The 15,503-nt window shown below is 68.2% G+C and carries 12 protein-coding genes and 4 pseudogenes; 6 read left to right on the top strand and 10 right to left on the bottom strand.

Annotated elements, in window-relative coordinates; all coding sequences use genetic code 11:
* Together IEY86_RS37070 and IEY86_RS31985 are read right to left on the bottom strand one after the other, a co-directional pair.
* A pseudogene (locus IEY86_RS37070) lies at positions 1 to 190 on the bottom strand (hypothetical protein); the annotation flags it as partial.
* A 31-nt stretch (positions 191 to 221) separates the two neighbouring features.
* Complete coding sequence (locus IEY86_RS31985) at positions 222 to 515, bottom strand: hypothetical protein (protein WP_189135408.1); 294 nt, start codon at positions 513 to 515, stop codon at positions 222 to 224.
* Between the two features lie 172 nt (positions 516 to 687).
* Here IEY86_RS31985 and IEY86_RS37065 point away from each other — a divergent pair, with 172 nt between their 5' ends.
* Complete coding sequence (locus IEY86_RS37065; protein ID WP_229698943.1) at positions 688 to 966, top strand: GtrA family protein; 279 nt, start codon at positions 688 to 690, stop codon at positions 964 to 966.
* Between the two features lie 127 nt (positions 967 to 1,093).
* Here the strand turns inward: IEY86_RS37065 and IEY86_RS38300 are convergent, their stop codons facing one another.
* From IEY86_RS38300 to IEY86_RS31970, 3 genes are all read right to left on the bottom strand, one after another.
* Positions 1,094 to 1,234: a hypothetical protein gene (locus IEY86_RS38300; protein ID WP_229698942.1), complete on the bottom strand. Its 141-nt coding sequence runs from the start codon at positions 1,232 to 1,234 to the stop codon at positions 1,094 to 1,096.
* Complete coding sequence (locus tag IEY86_RS31975; RefSeq protein ID WP_229698941.1) at positions 1,231 to 1,785, bottom strand: recombinase family protein; 555 nt, start codon at positions 1,783 to 1,785, stop codon at positions 1,231 to 1,233. The genes IEY86_RS38300 and IEY86_RS31975 overlap by 4 nt, the downstream gene beginning before the upstream one ends.
* Positions 1,786 to 1,909: 124 nt before the next feature.
* The gene (locus IEY86_RS31970; RefSeq protein ID WP_189135405.1) at positions 1,910 to 3,859 is read right to left on the bottom strand and encodes a tetratricopeptide repeat protein; all 1,950 of its coding nucleotides are present in this window, start codon (positions 3,857 to 3,859) and stop codon (positions 1,910 to 1,912) included.
* Positions 3,860 to 4,062: 203 nt separating this feature from the next.
* Between IEY86_RS31970 and IEY86_RS37705 the strand changes: the two genes are divergently transcribed.
* Entirely contained in the window at positions 4,063 to 4,197 is a 135-nt protein-coding gene (locus IEY86_RS37705) for a hypothetical protein (RefSeq protein ID WP_265805973.1), read from the top strand.
* 78 nt (positions 4,198 to 4,275) lie between these two features.
* On the opposite strand, the pseudogene IEY86_RS31965 reads toward IEY86_RS37705, so the two are convergent.
* Positions 4,276 to 7,308: pseudogene (locus tag IEY86_RS31965) on the bottom strand (Tn3 family transposase).
* A gap of 204 nt (positions 7,309 to 7,512) precedes the next feature.
* Here IEY86_RS31965 and IEY86_RS31960 point away from each other — a divergent pair.
* From IEY86_RS31960 to IEY86_RS31945, 4 genes and pseudogenes are all read left to right on the top strand, one after another.
* Positions 7,513 to 8,340 carry a NucA/NucB deoxyribonuclease domain-containing protein gene (locus IEY86_RS31960; protein WP_189135404.1) on the top strand — a complete coding sequence of 276 codons (828 nt, stop codon included), beginning with the start codon at positions 7,513 to 7,515 and terminating at the stop codon, positions 8,338 to 8,340.
* A gap of 55 nt (positions 8,341 to 8,395) precedes the next feature.
* Complete coding sequence (locus tag IEY86_RS31955; RefSeq protein WP_189135403.1) at positions 8,396 to 9,007, top strand: hypothetical protein; 612 nt, start codon at positions 8,396 to 8,398, stop codon at positions 9,005 to 9,007.
* A 417-nt stretch (positions 9,008 to 9,424) separates the two neighbouring features.
* A pseudogene (locus IEY86_RS31950) lies at positions 9,425 to 9,901 on the top strand (IS5 family transposase); the annotation flags it as partial.
* Positions 9,902 to 10,332: 431 nt separating this feature from the next.
* A complete protein-coding gene (locus tag IEY86_RS31945; RefSeq protein ID WP_189135402.1) occupies positions 10,333 to 10,866 on the top strand; it encodes a hypothetical protein in 534 nt (177 codons plus the stop codon).
* A 299-nt stretch (positions 10,867 to 11,165) separates the two neighbouring features.
* Here IEY86_RS31945 and IEY86_RS37055 read toward each other — a convergent pair.
* The 4 genes and pseudogenes from IEY86_RS37055 to IEY86_RS31930 all read right to left on the bottom strand — a co-directional run.
* A pseudogene (locus IEY86_RS37055) lies at positions 11,166 to 11,336 on the bottom strand (CDGSH iron-sulfur domain-containing protein); the annotation flags it as partial.
* A complete protein-coding gene (locus tag IEY86_RS31940) occupies positions 11,320 to 11,970 on the bottom strand; it encodes a HemK2/MTQ2 family protein methyltransferase (protein WP_189135401.1) in 651 nt (216 codons plus the stop codon). The pseudogene IEY86_RS37055 and the gene IEY86_RS31940, both read right to left, overlap by 17 nt.
* Before the next feature lie 60 nt (positions 11,971 to 12,030).
* The gene (locus tag IEY86_RS31935) at positions 12,031 to 13,020 is read right to left on the bottom strand and encodes an iron-containing redox enzyme family protein (protein ID WP_189135400.1); all 990 of its coding nucleotides are present in this window, start codon (positions 13,018 to 13,020) and stop codon (positions 12,031 to 12,033) included.
* A gap of 190 nt (positions 13,021 to 13,210) precedes the next feature.
* Positions 13,211 to 15,490 (bottom strand): catalase, encoded by a 2,280-nt coding sequence (locus IEY86_RS31930; protein WP_189135399.1) that lies wholly within the window; start codon positions 15,488 to 15,490, stop codon positions 13,211 to 13,213.
* Between the last annotated feature and the right edge of the window lie 13 nt (positions 15,491 to 15,503).

Genomic DNA, 15,503 nt, shown 5'->3' with positions numbered 1-15,503 from the left:
GCCAGTCGGTCAGCGTTTCCCTGCCCGTGGCCTGCTTGAGCTGCGCAAAGCTGTCGGGACTCATGTACCCGGGCCAGAACACGGCGGTGGTGGCCAGGCAGCAGGCCGCGGTGATGGCGGCCAGACCCCAGGCCCTGTTCTGCCCCGCTATGCACCTGATCGCCGGCTTCCAAGGGGTCCGGCTGGACAACGGCCGGACGCGAGGCGTCGCAGGAGTTTCGTCAGCAAGTCCTCCGGTAGGGCGCTTCGGAGATGTACGCGTGCCAGTCGTCACGCGACAGGGCACCGCCGATGCGTTTGCACAAGTCTGCGGCTACCCGTTCGGGGGAAATGTTGTACTTCTGCAGCGGCAGGTGCTCGCCGGCGGCGTACACCGTATTGCCGTCAGGGCTGAAGGCCGGGGACAGGATCGCTCCCCCGGGGGTCGTCAAGGGGGCGCCCAGGGGCTGGTTGGAGACCAGGTCCCCACAGTTGCAGGGTGCCCTCTTGGTCCGCGACAGCCAGAGTTCGGCCATCCTGGGAGAATGCCACGACGCAGGCGATCAGAGGTATCTGGCGCGAGGTCACCAAGTTCGGGATCGTCGGAGCCCTCGCCTTCGTGGTGGACAACGGTGGCTACAACCTGCGGGTCTTCGGCCTCCCCGGCGCGGGCGGCGGCCCGATGCGGTCCGCGCCCTTCCGGCGTCCGTGGCCGCGGCCGCCGCGGCGATGATCTTCAGTTGGCTCGGGAACCGCCAATGGACCTACCGCCACCAGCACCGCGAGAAGCTGACGCAGGAACTGGCGCTGTTCACCTTCGTGAATGTCGTCGGTGTCGTCATCACGGCCGGCACGGTCTACGTGTCGAGGCATACTGGCGGGCTCGACCCGGTCCTCAGTGACAACGTCGCGCGCATCTTCGGCTGGGGGGTCGCCACACTGTTCCGCTTCTTCGCCTATCGGTGCTATGTCTGCATCGCATCCTGACCGCCAGAAGTCCTCAGTGGACAATGCGGGGATGAACTGGTCCGCGCTGTTAGCATCCGGATATATAGAATATAACCGGCTGATCTGGGGTGCCGGTAAGAACCGTGTCACCAGCCGCAAACGGCGATCAGTCCTTGGGCTTGGCCGGCCGTGGCAGCTCGGCCGTTGTGGTCGCCTCGGCGAGCGCCTGACGGCCGCCCTTCAGCTCGGGCACGTAGTTGTAGATGGTGTTGCGGGAGACGCCGAGCAGTTTCGCGATCGAGGTCACGGTGTTCTCGGGGCGGGTGAGCAGGTCGCGGGCGTGACGTACTTGCTCCGCGGCGTCATGGCCGGCGGACGGCCGAGGCGGGCGCCGCGGGCGCGGGCGGCGTCCAGGCCCTCGTTGGTGCCCTGCACGATGAGTTCGCGGATGAACTCCGCGAGGGCGGCGAAGACGTGGAAGATCAGGCGCCCGCCGGGTGTGGTGGTGTCGAGTGCCTCGTGGAGCGAGGTGAAACCGATGCCGCGCTTGCGCAGGCCAGACACGATGGCGATGAGGTCTTGGATGGAGCGGCCGAGCCGGTCGAGCGACGGGACGACGAGGGTGTCGCCGGGCCGCAGGTAGTCGAGGGCTTTCCAGAGTTCTTCGCGCTCGGCGTTCTTGCCAGACTTCTTGTCCGAGAAGATCCGGCTGCATCCGGCATCGGTGAGCGCGCGGATCTGCCGGTCGAGCAGCTGCCCCTTGGTGGACACACGTGCGTATCCAACAAGATCGCCGGTCCGTACGGCCGGAACAGGGGCGAGGAGATCGGCGGTGTCGTCGTCCGAAGGCTGCTGCACCCCTCAGATCGTACAGAAAAGGGTCATGCCAAAGTTCTTGAGCAAGCCGACTTTTTTGGCACCGTTTTATGGGCATGATCCGGCGCCGATTCGGCCGCAGACGCATGCTTACCGATCTTGCTCATCAATCGGTCGATTGGTGAACGGCCGCGCCCCGCACCTGCTCTCGCCAGTGAGCGAGGTTTTCGCGGGTAGTGAGGGTGTCCGGGTGCTCGGGGCCCAGCACCCGCTCCCGGTCGGCCAACAGGTCGGCGAATGCGGCCGCGGCACCAGCCGCATCCCCCACCTCGCCCCGCCAAAGGGCAAGGTTGTTCCGCGCACTCAGAGTGTGGGGGTGGTCGGGGCCCAGCACCCGCTCAAAGTCGGCGGTGACCCTCTCAAGAAGCGTGATGGCTTCGTCGATCCGTCCCGCTTGCGCGTAGGAGACAGCCAAGCTCCCGCCCGCGTTCAGGGTGTCCGGGTGGTTGGGGCCCAGCACCCGCTCAAAGTCGACCAGGGTGCGCTCGTACAACGGGATCGCTCGACCCAAATCGCCCGCAGATTCGTAGGCACCCGCGAGATTGTTCCGCGAGATCAGGGTGTCCGGGTGGTTGGGGCCCAGCACCCGCTCACTGTCGACCAGGGTGCGCTCGTACAACTGGGTCGCTCGATACAAATCGCCCGCTGCCAGATAGGCGCGTGCGAGATTGGACTGTGAGGCGGTCAGGTCGGGTGCGTAGGCGTCGGGGTTGGTTTCCGCAAGCTGCTGGTGGATGTGCACCGCCTCCTCGGCGGCCGCCAGAGCCTCCTCCCAACGCCCCACCTCCGACATGCGGTTGCCAAGGTTGCTGAGTGACAGTGCCAGGTCGGGTTCGTAGGCGTCGGGGTTGGTTTCCGCAAGCTGCCGGCGGATGTGCACCGCCTCCTCGGCGGCCGCCAGAGCCTCCTCCCAACGCCCGACCTCCGACAACATCGTGCCCAAGTTGCTGAGTGACAGTGCCAGGTCGGGTTCGTAGGCGTCGGGGTTGGTTTCCGCAAGCTGCCGGCGGATGTGCACCGCCTCCTCGGCGGCCGCCAGAGCCTCCTCCCAACGCCCCACCTCCGACAACATCGTGGCCAAGTTGCTCAAGATCGCGGGATGCCGGGAGGCCTCAATCGGACCTTCACTCGCCGCGCGCTCAGCCAGGGCGATGGCCCGGTCAAGGTCACTGCGGTTACCGGTTCGCTCGAACCGAGCCCGTAGCGCCCCACTCAGGTTGCTCAAGATCGCGGGATGCCGGGAGTTATCGGTCGAGCCTTCGCCAGCCGCCTGCTCAGCTAGGGCGATGGCCTGGTCAAGGTCGGCGAGCGAGCCGGTTCGCTCGAACCGAGTCCGCAGCGCCCCACTCAGGTTGCTCAAGATCGCTGCTCGGTCGAGATGATCGAGCGGAGCGGTTTGTGCTGCTGCCTGGAAGGCAGAGATTGCTGCGTCCAGGTCGGCGAGCGAGCCGGTTCGCTTGAACCGGGCCCATGCGGAAGATGCCTGGTCACGGCTGGTCATCGAAGCCCCCCACTTCCTTGAAGATCTCCACAGCCGTTTGTCGATCCCTGAATTCCACGGTGCCCAGTCGAGGGTGTTTCCATCGGATGAGCGAGCCTTGCGGTGACGTCCGGGTAGCTGGCTCGTTGCCCTGGCCGCGGGGGCGGCCCCGGGCTGGGAAGTTTCAGCATCCGAGACAGTCTCTTCGTACTGCTCAGTCTCTTGGGGGTCAGGAGCCGCCGGCGAAGGTTCACCCGCTGAGGGCGGGCCGCCATCAGCGATGCGCCAGAGTGTATGGATCCGCGTGACGACGATGTCGATATCTGCCTTGCCCACACGCTGCTGCTCGACAAGGACGCGAACCAGAGACTCTAGGTTTGCCCAGCGGGGCGTGCCAGAGCCACGCAACACTGCGCTAACGCCCTCATGACTGAGAGTGCCAGGGAGATCATCCTGATCGCGGATCCAGGCGCTGATGGTGCGGGCCGCGGGTTTTCCCGCCAGCGCGTACAGGTCATGTAAGGCAGCAGCCAAATCCCGTCGCGGCCCCGGCGGCAATTGCTGCTCGTCCGGCATGCGAATGCCTACCACAGGGTCTCCGTCAGCCTTTGTCAGGTTGCGTCAGGCCAACAGTGTGCCAGTCCGTACCCAGCAGTGTCTGTTCAGCGCGCGGTCAGCTCGTCGAGGACCGGCGACAGGGATCGCTCGGGCACTCCTCCACCAGCCACATGGTGGATTCAAGCCCCCCATCCGAGGGCAGGGCCGAGGAGGGCAAGGACATGACCGTTCACCGCGACCACACGACCCGAACCGAGCGCCTCACCTTGATCGCTGCCGCTGTACGCGGCGTCCTCTCGGGGGCGAGCCAAGCGTTCGTCGTCTGGCTGATCAAGTTCCTGGCGGAGACGAACTAACGAACTGCGAGTGGTCCGCCGAGGGTGGCCGGAGTCATTGCAGCTGACTCCGGCCACCCCTTTGACTGTACGGCTCGATCATGTGCGGGACGTCGCACCGTTGTCCGCGTCAGCTGGGGGGCGAGGAGTCGGTACGGTGACCGCGGCGAGGTTCAGGCGAGCGTCCATGTCGAGGTTCACCTCGCCGTACGGGCGTACGTGGGACCAGAACAGCGGGGTGAGGCCGCGCCGGTCAGCAGGGGTGAGGAGGCCGTCCCACTCCGGTTCGCCGAGGACGTCCTGGAGCATGAGGGTGTTCACGTACACCAGGGCGGATTGCAGGATCCGCAGGCACAGGACGAACATCTCCTGCTCGTCGCGCCGGTTCGAGGCGATCTCCCCGCCCTTGCCGTAGGCGATCACACTGTTGGCGCCCTTGGAGGACTCCATGACGTTCAGGCCCTCCTCGATCTCCCGCTAAAGATCCCGAAGCCGCAGGTAGCGGGCCACGAAGATGGTCTTCTGAGCGCGGCCGACCTCCAGCATCGCCGCGTAGGTGGGGTGGGAGGCGTTGCGGGTGAAGCGCCGCAGGATCGCCTCGGTGGAGGCGGTCCGGGTCGGGATCGCCGTGGCGTACTTGATCATCTGGTCGTACTGCTGGGCGATGAGTTCCCAGCGGATCGGGCGGGTCAGGGCCGGGGTCAGCCGTGGGTAGGCGTCCGGGTCGCCGGCCAACGGCCGGTACAGCTTGACCTTGTTGATCCGCTTGATCCTGGGCAGCAGGTCGAAGTTCAGCAGTCTCGTGATGCCGAACCCGACCTCCGACTGTCCGTGCGAGTCCGTGTAGTTGGCTTCCACGTCCATGGTGGTGCCGTGCCGCATGGCGCCCTCGATCATCGCGGCGACCTCGGACGCGGTGCAGTTGATCAGCTGGGAGTGGATGGCCAGGGACTTCTTCTCCACATGCCAGTAGATGAGCACCCCGCGGCCGCCGTAGCGCGAGTGCCACTCGGTGAACAGATTCTGGTCGTAGGCGCGCACATGCGTGGAGTCGGAGGCGACCGCGGTCGAGCCCTGACCCCACAACTCGGTACTGCGGGCGGCGAAGGTGGCGTTCGCGATCTGGACGGCGACGGCACGGGCCGCCTCGGCGGACAGATACCGGCGCCGTACATAGCGCAGCTCGTCCTCGGTGTGCCCGTGGCCGCCGGACGCCACGGCCTTGATCCCGGTGTTCGTGCCGTACGCGTAGATCACCAGCAGCAGGCGTTCCGCCAGCACCTCCGCCGAGAGGCTGCCGCCACCGGAGACGGAGGTGACCGCGTCCAGGCAGCCGGTCCGCAGCACCGCTTCCTTCAGCATGTCGACCAGCGGCACGATGCCCCACCTGCGTTGCACCTCGGCCTTGATCCGTCGCAGATTGCGCGGTTCCGACTGGGCCTCGGCCGTCGTCAGCCGGATCGCCCCGGACTTGCGCTCGGCAATGTCCAGCCAGGACAGCTTGGGCATCTGCTCGTTCAGCAGGGTCAGCTCAGCCGTCATCTGCTCGCGCAGCTCGTCGATGAATGCCGAGGCGTCGAGCGGCTTGCGCAGCTCCCGGTAGTTCTCCGCCCGCCTCACCTCGAAGTCCTGCGGCAGGTCCTCATCCGGGTTGCGCCACTTGTCGGCGCCGACCACCCAGATCTCCTTGCACTTGAGCTGATCGCGCAGGGCCTGGAAGGCGACGACCTCGTAGACCATGCGCACCACCCGGCGCCGGCCGCGCTGGTCGGTGCGGTGCACGACCTCTGCCCAGTCCCCGCCCATCGCCTTGTGGACCGGCACCGTCTCGCCCAGCGGGTAGTACGTCGTGTTCCCGGCGTTCGCGTACCGGGCCACGAGCGCCAGGGCCTCGATCACGGGCCGGTGGGCGTGGTTGCTGGAGCGGAACTCCAGCACGTCCAGCAGCTTGATCAGCCCGCGCCGGTAGTGCTTGGTGTACGACGCCTTCAGCGTCGTCTGCACGGTCCGCCGGTAAACCGGCCCCCGGGTCTTGAACTCGTGCACCAGCTCCCGCAGCGTCGCCTCGCCCCCAGACACCGCCGGGAACACGACCTGCCGCACAGTCCCCTCCGGCGTGCCGAGCGACGCCTCGGCGAGCTTGAAGAGGATGTTCTCCTTGCCCGACACCTTCTTGAACGCGTTGACCAGCTGCTCGGTGACCTTCTTCTCCGCCCGCGCCCCGATCCGGTGCACCGTGGAGATCAGCAGCTCCACCAGCGTGTCCGTGATCTCCCGCTCCCGCTCATGCAGCAGGGCGGCCAGCAAGGTCACCCGCAGCGGTACCGGGTGCGTCCGCAGATGGGAAGGCGACTCCACCGCGGCTCGCGCTCGCCAGCCCGCCACGACTTTCGGTGCGACATCGATGAACAGATCCGGCGGCAGACCGATCGCCCGCACCGCCAGGACCTTGTCGATCTCGGTGAGCATCGTCTCCAAGCTCACGTTGCCCGGCGCTTCCTTGATCTTTCCCAGTACTGGAAGGGCATCCCCACCCTCAGCACCGCCGGGTTGAGGGTCGTCGTCCTGGTCGGTGCCGGCGGCTACCAGAGCCACCAGCCGCTCGATGCTCTCCGCAGTCAGCCGAGAGGAGATCAGGGATGTCAGCGACTCCTCGGCTGCTCGCAGGGCAGCCGCGACGATCCGATCGCACCGGCCGGGCGTGGGCGGCTCGATGCTCTCCACGCGGCACCGTGCCAGCAGCTCCACCCGTACCTGCTCGGGCCTGCGTTCCTTGTGCGCGACGTGCTCGGCCAGATATGCCGCCAGCTTCTCCGCGTCCGTGACGCTGCACTCGCGGAACCCGAGGTGTCCCCGGATCTGTGCGCGGTGGTACTCGACCGTGCGGCCCGTCCAGTCGTAGGACTCCAGCTCAGAAGCGGAGACCTGGACCTGCCGGGCGACGAACTCCACGGCCTCACCGGGCAGCTCTGCCCGGTTCCGGGGAAACCGGCCGTACTGCGTGTAGAACTTCAGCAGGACGGCGAAGCCCAGTCGCGTCGCACCGCGCTTGCCGGACACAAGCACCTGCTCGTCCTTCAGCAGCGTCCAGTGCTCGACCAACTCGTCCAGGTCCAACGGGGTACGGGCCACGTTCGTAGATCGTCCTCGTGTGGGCTCACACACCGCAGCCGTACGGCCTCGGGCTCACCCGCACGAGCGATGCTCGCGCAAGATCACCGCCGTTTGCGGCTGGTGACACGGTTCTTACCGGCACCCCGTGTTGTGTCGTGGCCCACGGGTACGTGGCCGGAGCCGAAGTGGTGCGACGACCACGGCGCGGACGGCCGGTGGTGGATGATCCGGTTCGACGCATGCGGGATCTTCCCCGGCACGTTCACCCTCTACGCCGACGGTGACCCCGTCGGGGGGTTCAACTTCCTCGTCTACGCCTACACCTGGGCCGACCGGATGGGCAAGACCTGGGGCGACGAGGTGGCGATCCGCAAGGTCAACGACTGGGGGGTCGGCATCGCGGGCACCCGGGTGCAGGGCAGCGCGGTGTGCAAGGGCAAGTGCAAGGTCAAGGACGGCAGCTTCAAGTCCCAGCCGCTGAAGACGGACAAGGACGCCCTGGGCCAGTGGCACCTCGACAGCACCCTCGCGGCCGCTCCCACGGGCAAGCGAGGCGCTGGCTTCACCCGGGCCACCTGGCAGTTCACCAACGCCCAGTGGTCGGGGCCGAGCACCCCGGGGGAGCTGGACACCGTCGATGTGCGCTGCGACACCCAGTTGCCGGGCGTCAAGAAGCTCGGATGCACGATGCCGCAGTACTACCCCGCGATGGTCTACGCCAAGAAGGGGCAGTACCCGGAGCTGGCCAAGCACATCGAGTACGCCCAGAACACCAAGAAGCTGCCGGGCAAGTACGGCTCGAAGAAGTTCCTGACCCGGCTGACGGACACGAAGAAGAAGGACAAGAACCGCGAGAAGGCCTGCCCGAAGCGCCTGCCCGGCCCGCCGGGCAAGACTTGCGACGAGTACCCCTTCGCCTCGACCTGGCAGGGCGCCTACACCGGAGGCGGCAAGTTCAGCAGGCGCATGATCGACGCCGACCAGAACGAGGACGGCGGCCGTGCGCTGAAGGACTGGTACTTGTACAACCGCATGCTGGACAAGGACTAGTTCCAGGTCTGGATCAAACCCTGACCCCACCACCCCAACACGCCGGGACCACGCCATGAACGAGCCGAACGAGCAGGGCCGAGCAGCTGTCTCCGCCGCCTACCACCAGTTCCTCATCCGCGACGACGAGGGCAGCCTCGGCCCGGATCTGCCCGCCCATCACAACGGGCTGGTGCACCTGCAGGACGGCGAAGGGTACGTGCACACGGGCATCCACAGCGGGGACGTGGAGGTGACGGTCACCATGCACCGCACCGAGCCGGCCCCGGACCCCGGGCCATGGCAGGAGATCGTCGAGATCTCCCTGAACTCGGCCTCGGGGCAGATGGAGGTGCGCAACATGATGACCGACATGGAAGAGGAGCTGCCCGCGCTCTCCTTCGACGGCCCCGGCCACTACCGGGTGCGCATCCACGCCCGCGGGCGGGACACCGCCGTGGACCTGACGCCGGAGCAGATCACCGAGTGGTACCTGATCCAGGCCTGGCCGGCCCCGCCCGGCCCGCCGACCGTGCTGGCAGCCGCCGACCAGTACGGGTCCGGAATCCGTGCCCGCGTTCCGGACCCGGACGCCACCGTCATGGGCCCGACACGCCGACTGAGCACCAACCCGGTGCAACGGCGCCTGGAGGCCGGCGAGACCGGGATCCCACGCCGACTGCCATAACGCTGAAACAGGTGGGGCTCACCACCGCGCAACCGCTGGTGAGCCCCACCTGCACGGCCGTGTCCGGTCAGGTACGACGGCGTGGCCACCTGCCGCCGCAACAGCGAACATCAGCTCACGGTCGAGGCAATTGCCTCAGGAACAGGCAACGGGCCTGGAAACGCTCGGGTACCGCGCCGACCAGCTGCGCCGCTTGGCACAAGCCGCCACCGAGAGCGCGCGCCGCCACCAGGAGCGCGCCCGACATTTCCCCGACTCGCGCTGCGGCGCACCGGCGCCCCGCACGCCGGGCGGCCAGTGCGCGCACCGCCCGGAGCCGGACATCGGCCCGTCACCCTGGGCAGGCTCCGTGGTGGACCAGCACGCGGCCGGGGCCCGCAAAAAAGGGACCCGGCCCGCGAGCCGCACGGCCATGCCATCGGCCGCTCCCGCGGCGGGCTGAGTACGAAGATCCATCTTGCGGCCGACGCCCGCTGGCGACCCCTGGCGTTCGTTCTCACCGCCGGACAGGCCGGTGACGCGCCCGCCTTCGTGGATGTGGTGGCGCGCCTGCGTGTTCCCCGCCGCCGCGGGCGACCCCGCACCAGACCGGATGTGGTCCTGGCCGACAAGGCGTACTCCTTACGCGCCATCCGCGAACACCTGCCCAGGCGCGGCATCCGGGCGGTCATCCCCGTTCCGGCTGATCAACGCGGCCACCGCCTGCGTCGCGGCCGGCGAGGCGGCAGGCCACCTGCCTTCGACCGCGAGGCGTACGGTCAACGCACCACCGTCGAGCGGTGCATCAACCGCTCGAAACAGTGGCGCGGCATCGCCACCCGCTACGAGAAAGCAGCCACGGTCTACCTCGCCGGACTCCACCTCGCAGGCATCTTCCTCTGGTCGGCAAGATGATCCAAACGAAACGGCCTAGCGGCGCCCATGTCGGCGCGGTGGCTCTACCGGGCCGCCTTGGCTCTTGTCCACCGACACGCCGACATCCGGGTGATGCTCTCAGCTCTGCAGCGTCCCGTCACTCACCGCCTGCGGTCGGCAGCAGCATGCGGCCTCACCTGCCCATCATGCCTATGGGCAAGGCTTCCAGTGGCCGTTGGCAACCGGAGATGCTCGATGTCGGGAGCGCGCCGGGCGGATCACGCGCAGAGCCGGCCGGGGGCTGCGGCGGAAATCCAGGCACCTGCTCGCCCGAGCCCGCGTCACCACAGCGCGACCCGTGCTGGGGATTGCGAGGCTAACCGGGCCCCCGGCTACCTTCCTGCCCCGAACGCGAGCCTCGGCCCCATACGGGCCCGCTCACCCCCGTCACCGAAGGCAAGGGCCCGTTTGTGCCTCCAGTTCCCCCGCGTGCCGCCCGCACCGACACCCAGAAGATCAACAAAGACGTCGCCGCGATCGTTGCCAGGGCCGCCCACGCCGCCGCCCCCTGCCTCGGTCTCACACCGCACGTTCTCCTCAGGCGCCTGATCCAGGACACCACCCGCGAGGAAGTCACCAAGGACTCCCTTCGCGGCCTGGAGCTCGGCCTGTCACGCAAAGAAGCCGCCGGACAAGCCGCGGTCAACCTCATCCGCCGCACCACCACCGCCCTCCGCCGAGCCGATGACTTCACCGAAGGCTCGGTGATCGGGCAGCGCCGCCGTGTGCCCGGCCGCCTGGAATACGATCTGTGCCTGTTCGGGATCTGGCACCGCTACGTACTCCACGCGCCCACGGCCGTCCACCCGACCGGACTGCTGCGTGTGCACCGCTTCGGCCCCGAGGACACGGGCGAACAGCCCCAGTACGACGTCCGCCTGTTCACGCCCGCCTCAACCGGCACCTACGAGCGCATGGCCCGCAACATCGTCGCCCTGACATAGAGCGCCCCACCCCCTCCCGTACGCGGCCCGGCGCAGTGTGCCGGGTCGCGTACGGCACGAGCGTTGCCGGGACTCGATCTGCCGAGCCGGAGCCCGGTGCCGAGCAGCTGAGACTTGCTGGGCGCCCCCGAACCGAGCCGCAGCAACCACCCCCGCATCCACTCCGAGCCCGGCAACCGCGCCGTGGCGGACTGCGGGCGCGGCAACGCATCCTCGGAACTCGCGTCGGGCACCCCCGGCACTCCGGGCCCTGCCGAACCCCGCCCAGGCCCCCATGTGTGCGGAACGGGCGGCTCGGACCGGCGGTGACTGGTGTCGCACCACGGGTAGGTGCACAGCGCGACACATAACCGGTAGGACGAGACGCTCGTGCCGTGCTCCAGCGTGACGTCCACCGGGCCCTCGACCAGGAGTGGCCCCGCGTGCCGGGCAACTATGCGGCAGCGTCGCTCATCAGAGTCGTACGGCACGAATGATCACCAACTCTTCCTTCCCGGCATCGTCCTCGATCAGGCCGTGGTCGCGCAGCCAGCCGCTGCGGGACCGCAGGACGGGGCCGAAGGCGACGCTGCGATGTTCCTCGATTCCGACGTCCAAGCCTGCCGCCCGCAACCGGCGCAGCGTCTCTTCCGGGTCGCTCAGCGCGGACTGGATCACGAGCAGCACTCCTCCGGGCTTCAGCAGTCCGGGGACGTCCTCGCAGATCCGGTCCAGCACGAGACGGCCGTCGTGTCCCGCGTCCCAGGCCCGCGCCGCACCCCGCCGAGGGCACGCGGCTGTCGGGGCCGGCACGTACGGCGGGTTGGAGAGGATGAGGTCGAAGGACCTGCCCGAGACGGGAGCCAGCAGGTCGCCGCGTCTGACAAGGATCGCGAGACGCGCAAGCAGCGCGTTGATCTTGGCATTGAGAGCCGCTCGCCAGGAGATGTCGATCGCCGTGACGCGGGCGCCGAGTCGGGCCGCCGCCAGGGCGACGGCACCTGTTCCCGTGCCCACGTCGAGGACTTCGGCGTGCGGGGGAAGGATTTCGTCGCGCAGGAATCGGATGAGCAGGTCGGTGTCGTCCTGCGGGGTGTAGACGCCGGGCAGAGTGACCGTGGTCATGGGGGTGTCGTCTCCGGTTCTCACGGATGCCGCAGAACCTGTTCGTGGTCGGAACAGCGGTCAGACCGGCATGCGCAGCGACGACTCCCCTGCTCGCCACGCGCCGAGGAGGTGCTCGGCGAGGCGGTCTTCGAGATACGTGGTGGCGTCCACGCCGAAAGCCACATCCCCGTCGAGGTGCGGCTCCTCTTCGAGCAGACCCGCTACGACCTCCCGGCGGACGACCTGTTCGTGCACGGCGTCGGCCTCGACGTGCTCGTCGTAGAAGTGCTCGGCGGCCGGTCCGGCGCCGGTCCGCCGCATCGCTTGGGCCAGGCGACGTGAACCCGGAGACGAGGTGATCTCGACGGTGGCGAAATGTCCGACCAGGGCGCCTCGAAGGGCGCGGTGCAGGCCGAAGAGGGACATCAGGTTCACGGTGGCGAGGGCCTCGGGGCCGACCGCGTCGAGATAGTGGCCGTAGGCGGTGTCCAATTGGAGGTCGGCCATGAGATCGGCGAACAGACGGGCGTGCACGCGATCTGCGCGGCCCGCGCCGAACTCGTCGAACTCCACGGCCGCCATGCCCGCCTTCGCCCGGCCCCACAACCGGGGCAGCACCCAGGCGTGCGGGTCGGCTTCCTTGAGGTGGTAGAGCGAGCGCTGGGCGGCGTACTCGCGTATCTGCCACAGTTCTCCCTCGTCCTGCAGGAAGTGGCTGACGCCCGAGCCGTCGACTGGTTCGACCAGCAGTTCGTCCAGTGCCTCGCCAGCGAGCTTGTGTACGGTCGCCGCGTCACGCAAAGCCTGGAGAAACGGCTTCTCCAGGGCTGCCCGGACCCTGAGCAGGTCGGGCTCCCACTCGCGGTCGGCATCGACTTCCGCGAATCCCCGGTAGTGCAGCTCGTAGCAGAGGTACAGGGCGAGCTGGAGATCGTCTCCGATCGGGGCGGCGGCAGAAATCTCCCGGCCGTTCGGAAGTGGTCCCGTACTCCGCAGGTATTCGATGATCGCCGTCGAGATCCGACCACGAGCGGACGGCAGGGCCGGTTCCGGCGATGTGACGTTCATGAACGCCGGGTACCCGTGATCGAGAGGCTCTCACGTAAGCCAGTCTGGGCGGTGACAGCCCCGGCTGCCGGATCGCCCCCTGGCCAGGCTCATGACCAGGGGGCGAGGAAAGCAACTGCCCCCGTGTCGAATCCGAGTTCAGGGTGTCAGGCAAGGGAGCTGTCGAGGGGCTCGTAGCAGGCCACCCCGCTCACAGCGCAGGGGTGAAGCGGCCCCACACGCGGTGTCCGCCGAGCAGACGTGTCACTGCCTGCAGCACGGCGGACGCAGTCGTGCCGAACACCACCCCGGCGGGGCCCTCGGGCAGGCCGGCCGCCTCCAAGGCGCCGACTCCTTCGCCCCAGGCCCCGATGGCCTTGCCGTGGCGGTACGCCTCGGTGACCATCAGCAGCGGACGCGGGTCGATGGCGGTGACGACGGCCATGTCGTCGTCGGCCTTGGCATCGCGGGCTCCGTAGGCTTCTTCGGCGGGAGCCGGTGCCCCGGCCACCAGAATGGCGTCGAACTCGGTGGAGCGGGCCGTTGTGAAGGTGCGCTGGACGGTGACCGGGTCTCCGTCCTGGTCCAGCACGCCGCCTGCCGGTGCGATGACCAGCGGAACCATGCCGGCGTCGAGGACCGCGCGGCGCACTTCCCGTACGCCGTCCAGGTCGTCCGCACCGCTGGTGACGATGCCGATGGTCCGGCCCTCGACCGGCCAGTCGCCACCGAGCTGGGAAAGGGCGGGGCTCGGTTCGACCACCGCAGGAACGAGGCTCGCCTCGGGGGCCGGAAGGCCCAGCCCGGCCGCGACGTGTGCGCAGAGGTCCGGGTCGATGTTGGCGAGCACCTTCAGCGCCCGTTCCTTGATCGCCGTCTCCCAGCACTTGCCGAGCTCGAAGGTGTAGGCGGCGACGATGTGTTCACGCTCGGTGGGAGACATGCTGAGCCAGAACAGCCGGGGCTGGCTGAAGTGGTCGTCGAAGGAGGCCGCCGCGTCCCGCACCTTGCGGGCGGCAGGGACCTCGACGGGAACCTCGATGTACGCCCCGGTCTCCTCGCCGGCGAGGAACGGGCAGCCGCCGTCGAGGGAGTTGGGGTGGTAGGGGGCCACCCCGGTGTGGACGGCGGTCTGGTGCATACCGTCACGCAGCATGTCGTTGACGGGCGCGTGCGTGCGGTTGATCGGGAGCTGCCCGAAGTTGGGTCCGCCCAGCCGGCTGATCTGGGTGTCGAGGTAGGAGAAAAGACGTCCCTGGAGCAGCGGGTCGTCGGTGACGTCGATGCCCGGGACCAGATGGCCGACGTGGAAGGCGACCTGCTCGGTCTCGGCGAAGTAGTTCGACGGGTTGGCGTTGAGGGTCATCAGGCCGATCGGGCGGACCGGAGCAAGTTCCTCGGGGACGATCTTCGTCGGGTCGAGCAGGTCGATGCCCTCGAACATCTGCTCCTCGGTGTCCGGGAAGGTCTGCACGCCGAGTTCCCACTGCGGGAAGGCGCCGGCTTCGATCGCGTCGGCCAGGTCACGCCGGTGGAAGTCGGGGTCCACGCCCGCGGTGATCTGTGCTTCCTCCCACACCAACGAGTGCACACCCAGCTTCGGCTTCCAGTGGAACTTCACCAGCGTGGTGGCGCCCTCGGCGTTAACGAGCCGGAAGGTGTGGACTCCGAAGCCCTCCATCATCCGGTACGAACGCGGGATGCCTCGGTCAGACATGTTCCACAGCGTGTGGTGGGTGGCCTCCGTGTGGAGGGTGACGAAGTCCCAGAACGTGTCGTGCGCGCTCTGCGCCTGCGGGATCTCCCGGTCCGGATGCGGCTTGCCCGCGTGGATGACATCGGGGAACTTCAGCGCGTCCTGGATGAAGAACACCGGGATATTGTTGCCGACCAGGTCGAAGACGCCCTCGCCGGTGTAGAACTTCGTCGCGACGCCTCGGGTGTCGCGCACGGTGTCGGCCGATCCGCGCGAGCCCAGGACGGTGGAGAAGCGGACGAACACCGGCGTCTCGACGCCCTCGGCGAGGAAGGCGGCCTTGGTGATCCCCGCGGCGGCGCCATAGCCCCGGAACACGCCGTGAGCGGCGGCGCCACGGGCATGTACCACCCGCTCCGGGATGCGTTCGTGGTCGAAGTGGGTGATCTTCTCCCGCAGGTGGTGGTCCTGGATGAGAACCGGGCCGCGGGGGCCGGCCTTCAGCGAGTGGTCGGTGTCGTACAGGCGCGCACCCTGCGCGGTGGTGAGGCGCTCGCCGCCCTGCGCGACCTTCTCCTGAGGGATCCCGGTCTCCTGGCCGGTCGGGCTGTAGGTTTCCGGCCCGCGCTGGTCGGGCTTGGGCGGGAGCGGCTCCCGCGCGTCGGTCGGCTCGTCCACCGGCGGGGCCTGGGTGCCCGGAGCACCGGGAATCTCGTTTCCGCCGTGAACAGCGTCCCGGACTTTCTCCACGACCTTCTCCGCGGCGGCCGACACGGGGTTCTTCTTCGCGCTCATTGGGTTCCGATCC

Source organism: Wenjunlia tyrosinilytica, from assembly GCF_014646055.1.
GTDB lineage: Bacteria > Actinomycetota > Actinomycetes > Streptomycetales > Streptomycetaceae > Wenjunlia > Wenjunlia tyrosinilytica.
The sequence above is the reverse complement of the archived record's forward strand: the minus strand, read 5'-3'. Positions and strand labels throughout refer to the sequence as shown.

Coding starts and splice junctions, on each gene's coding strand:
- IEY86_RS31985 (WP_189135408.1), bottom strand. CDS start 515: ATGGCCGAACTCTGGCTGTCGCGGACCAAGAGGGCACCCTGCAACTGT.
- IEY86_RS31970 (WP_189135405.1), bottom strand. CDS start 3,859: ATGCCGGACGAGCAGCAATTGCCGCCGGGGCCGCGACGGGATTTGGCT.
- IEY86_RS37705 (WP_265805973.1), top strand. CDS start 4,063: ATGACCGTTCACCGCGACCACACGACCCGAACCGAGCGCCTCACCTTG.
- IEY86_RS31960 (WP_189135404.1), top strand. CDS start 7,513: ATGATCCGGTTCGACGCATGCGGGATCTTCCCCGGCACGTTCACCCTC.
- IEY86_RS31955 (WP_189135403.1), top strand. CDS start 8,396: ATGAACGAGCCGAACGAGCAGGGCCGAGCAGCTGTCTCCGCCGCCTAC.
- IEY86_RS31940 (WP_189135401.1), bottom strand. CDS start 11,970: ATGACCACGGTCACTCTGCCCGGCGTCTACACCCCGCAGGACGACACC.
- IEY86_RS31935 (WP_189135400.1), bottom strand. CDS start 13,020: ATGAACGTCACATCGCCGGAACCGGCCCTGCCGTCCGCTCGTGGTCGG.
- IEY86_RS31930 (WP_189135399.1), bottom strand. CDS start 15,490: ATGAGCGCGAAGAAGAACCCCGTGTCGGCCGCCGCGGAGAAGGTCGTG.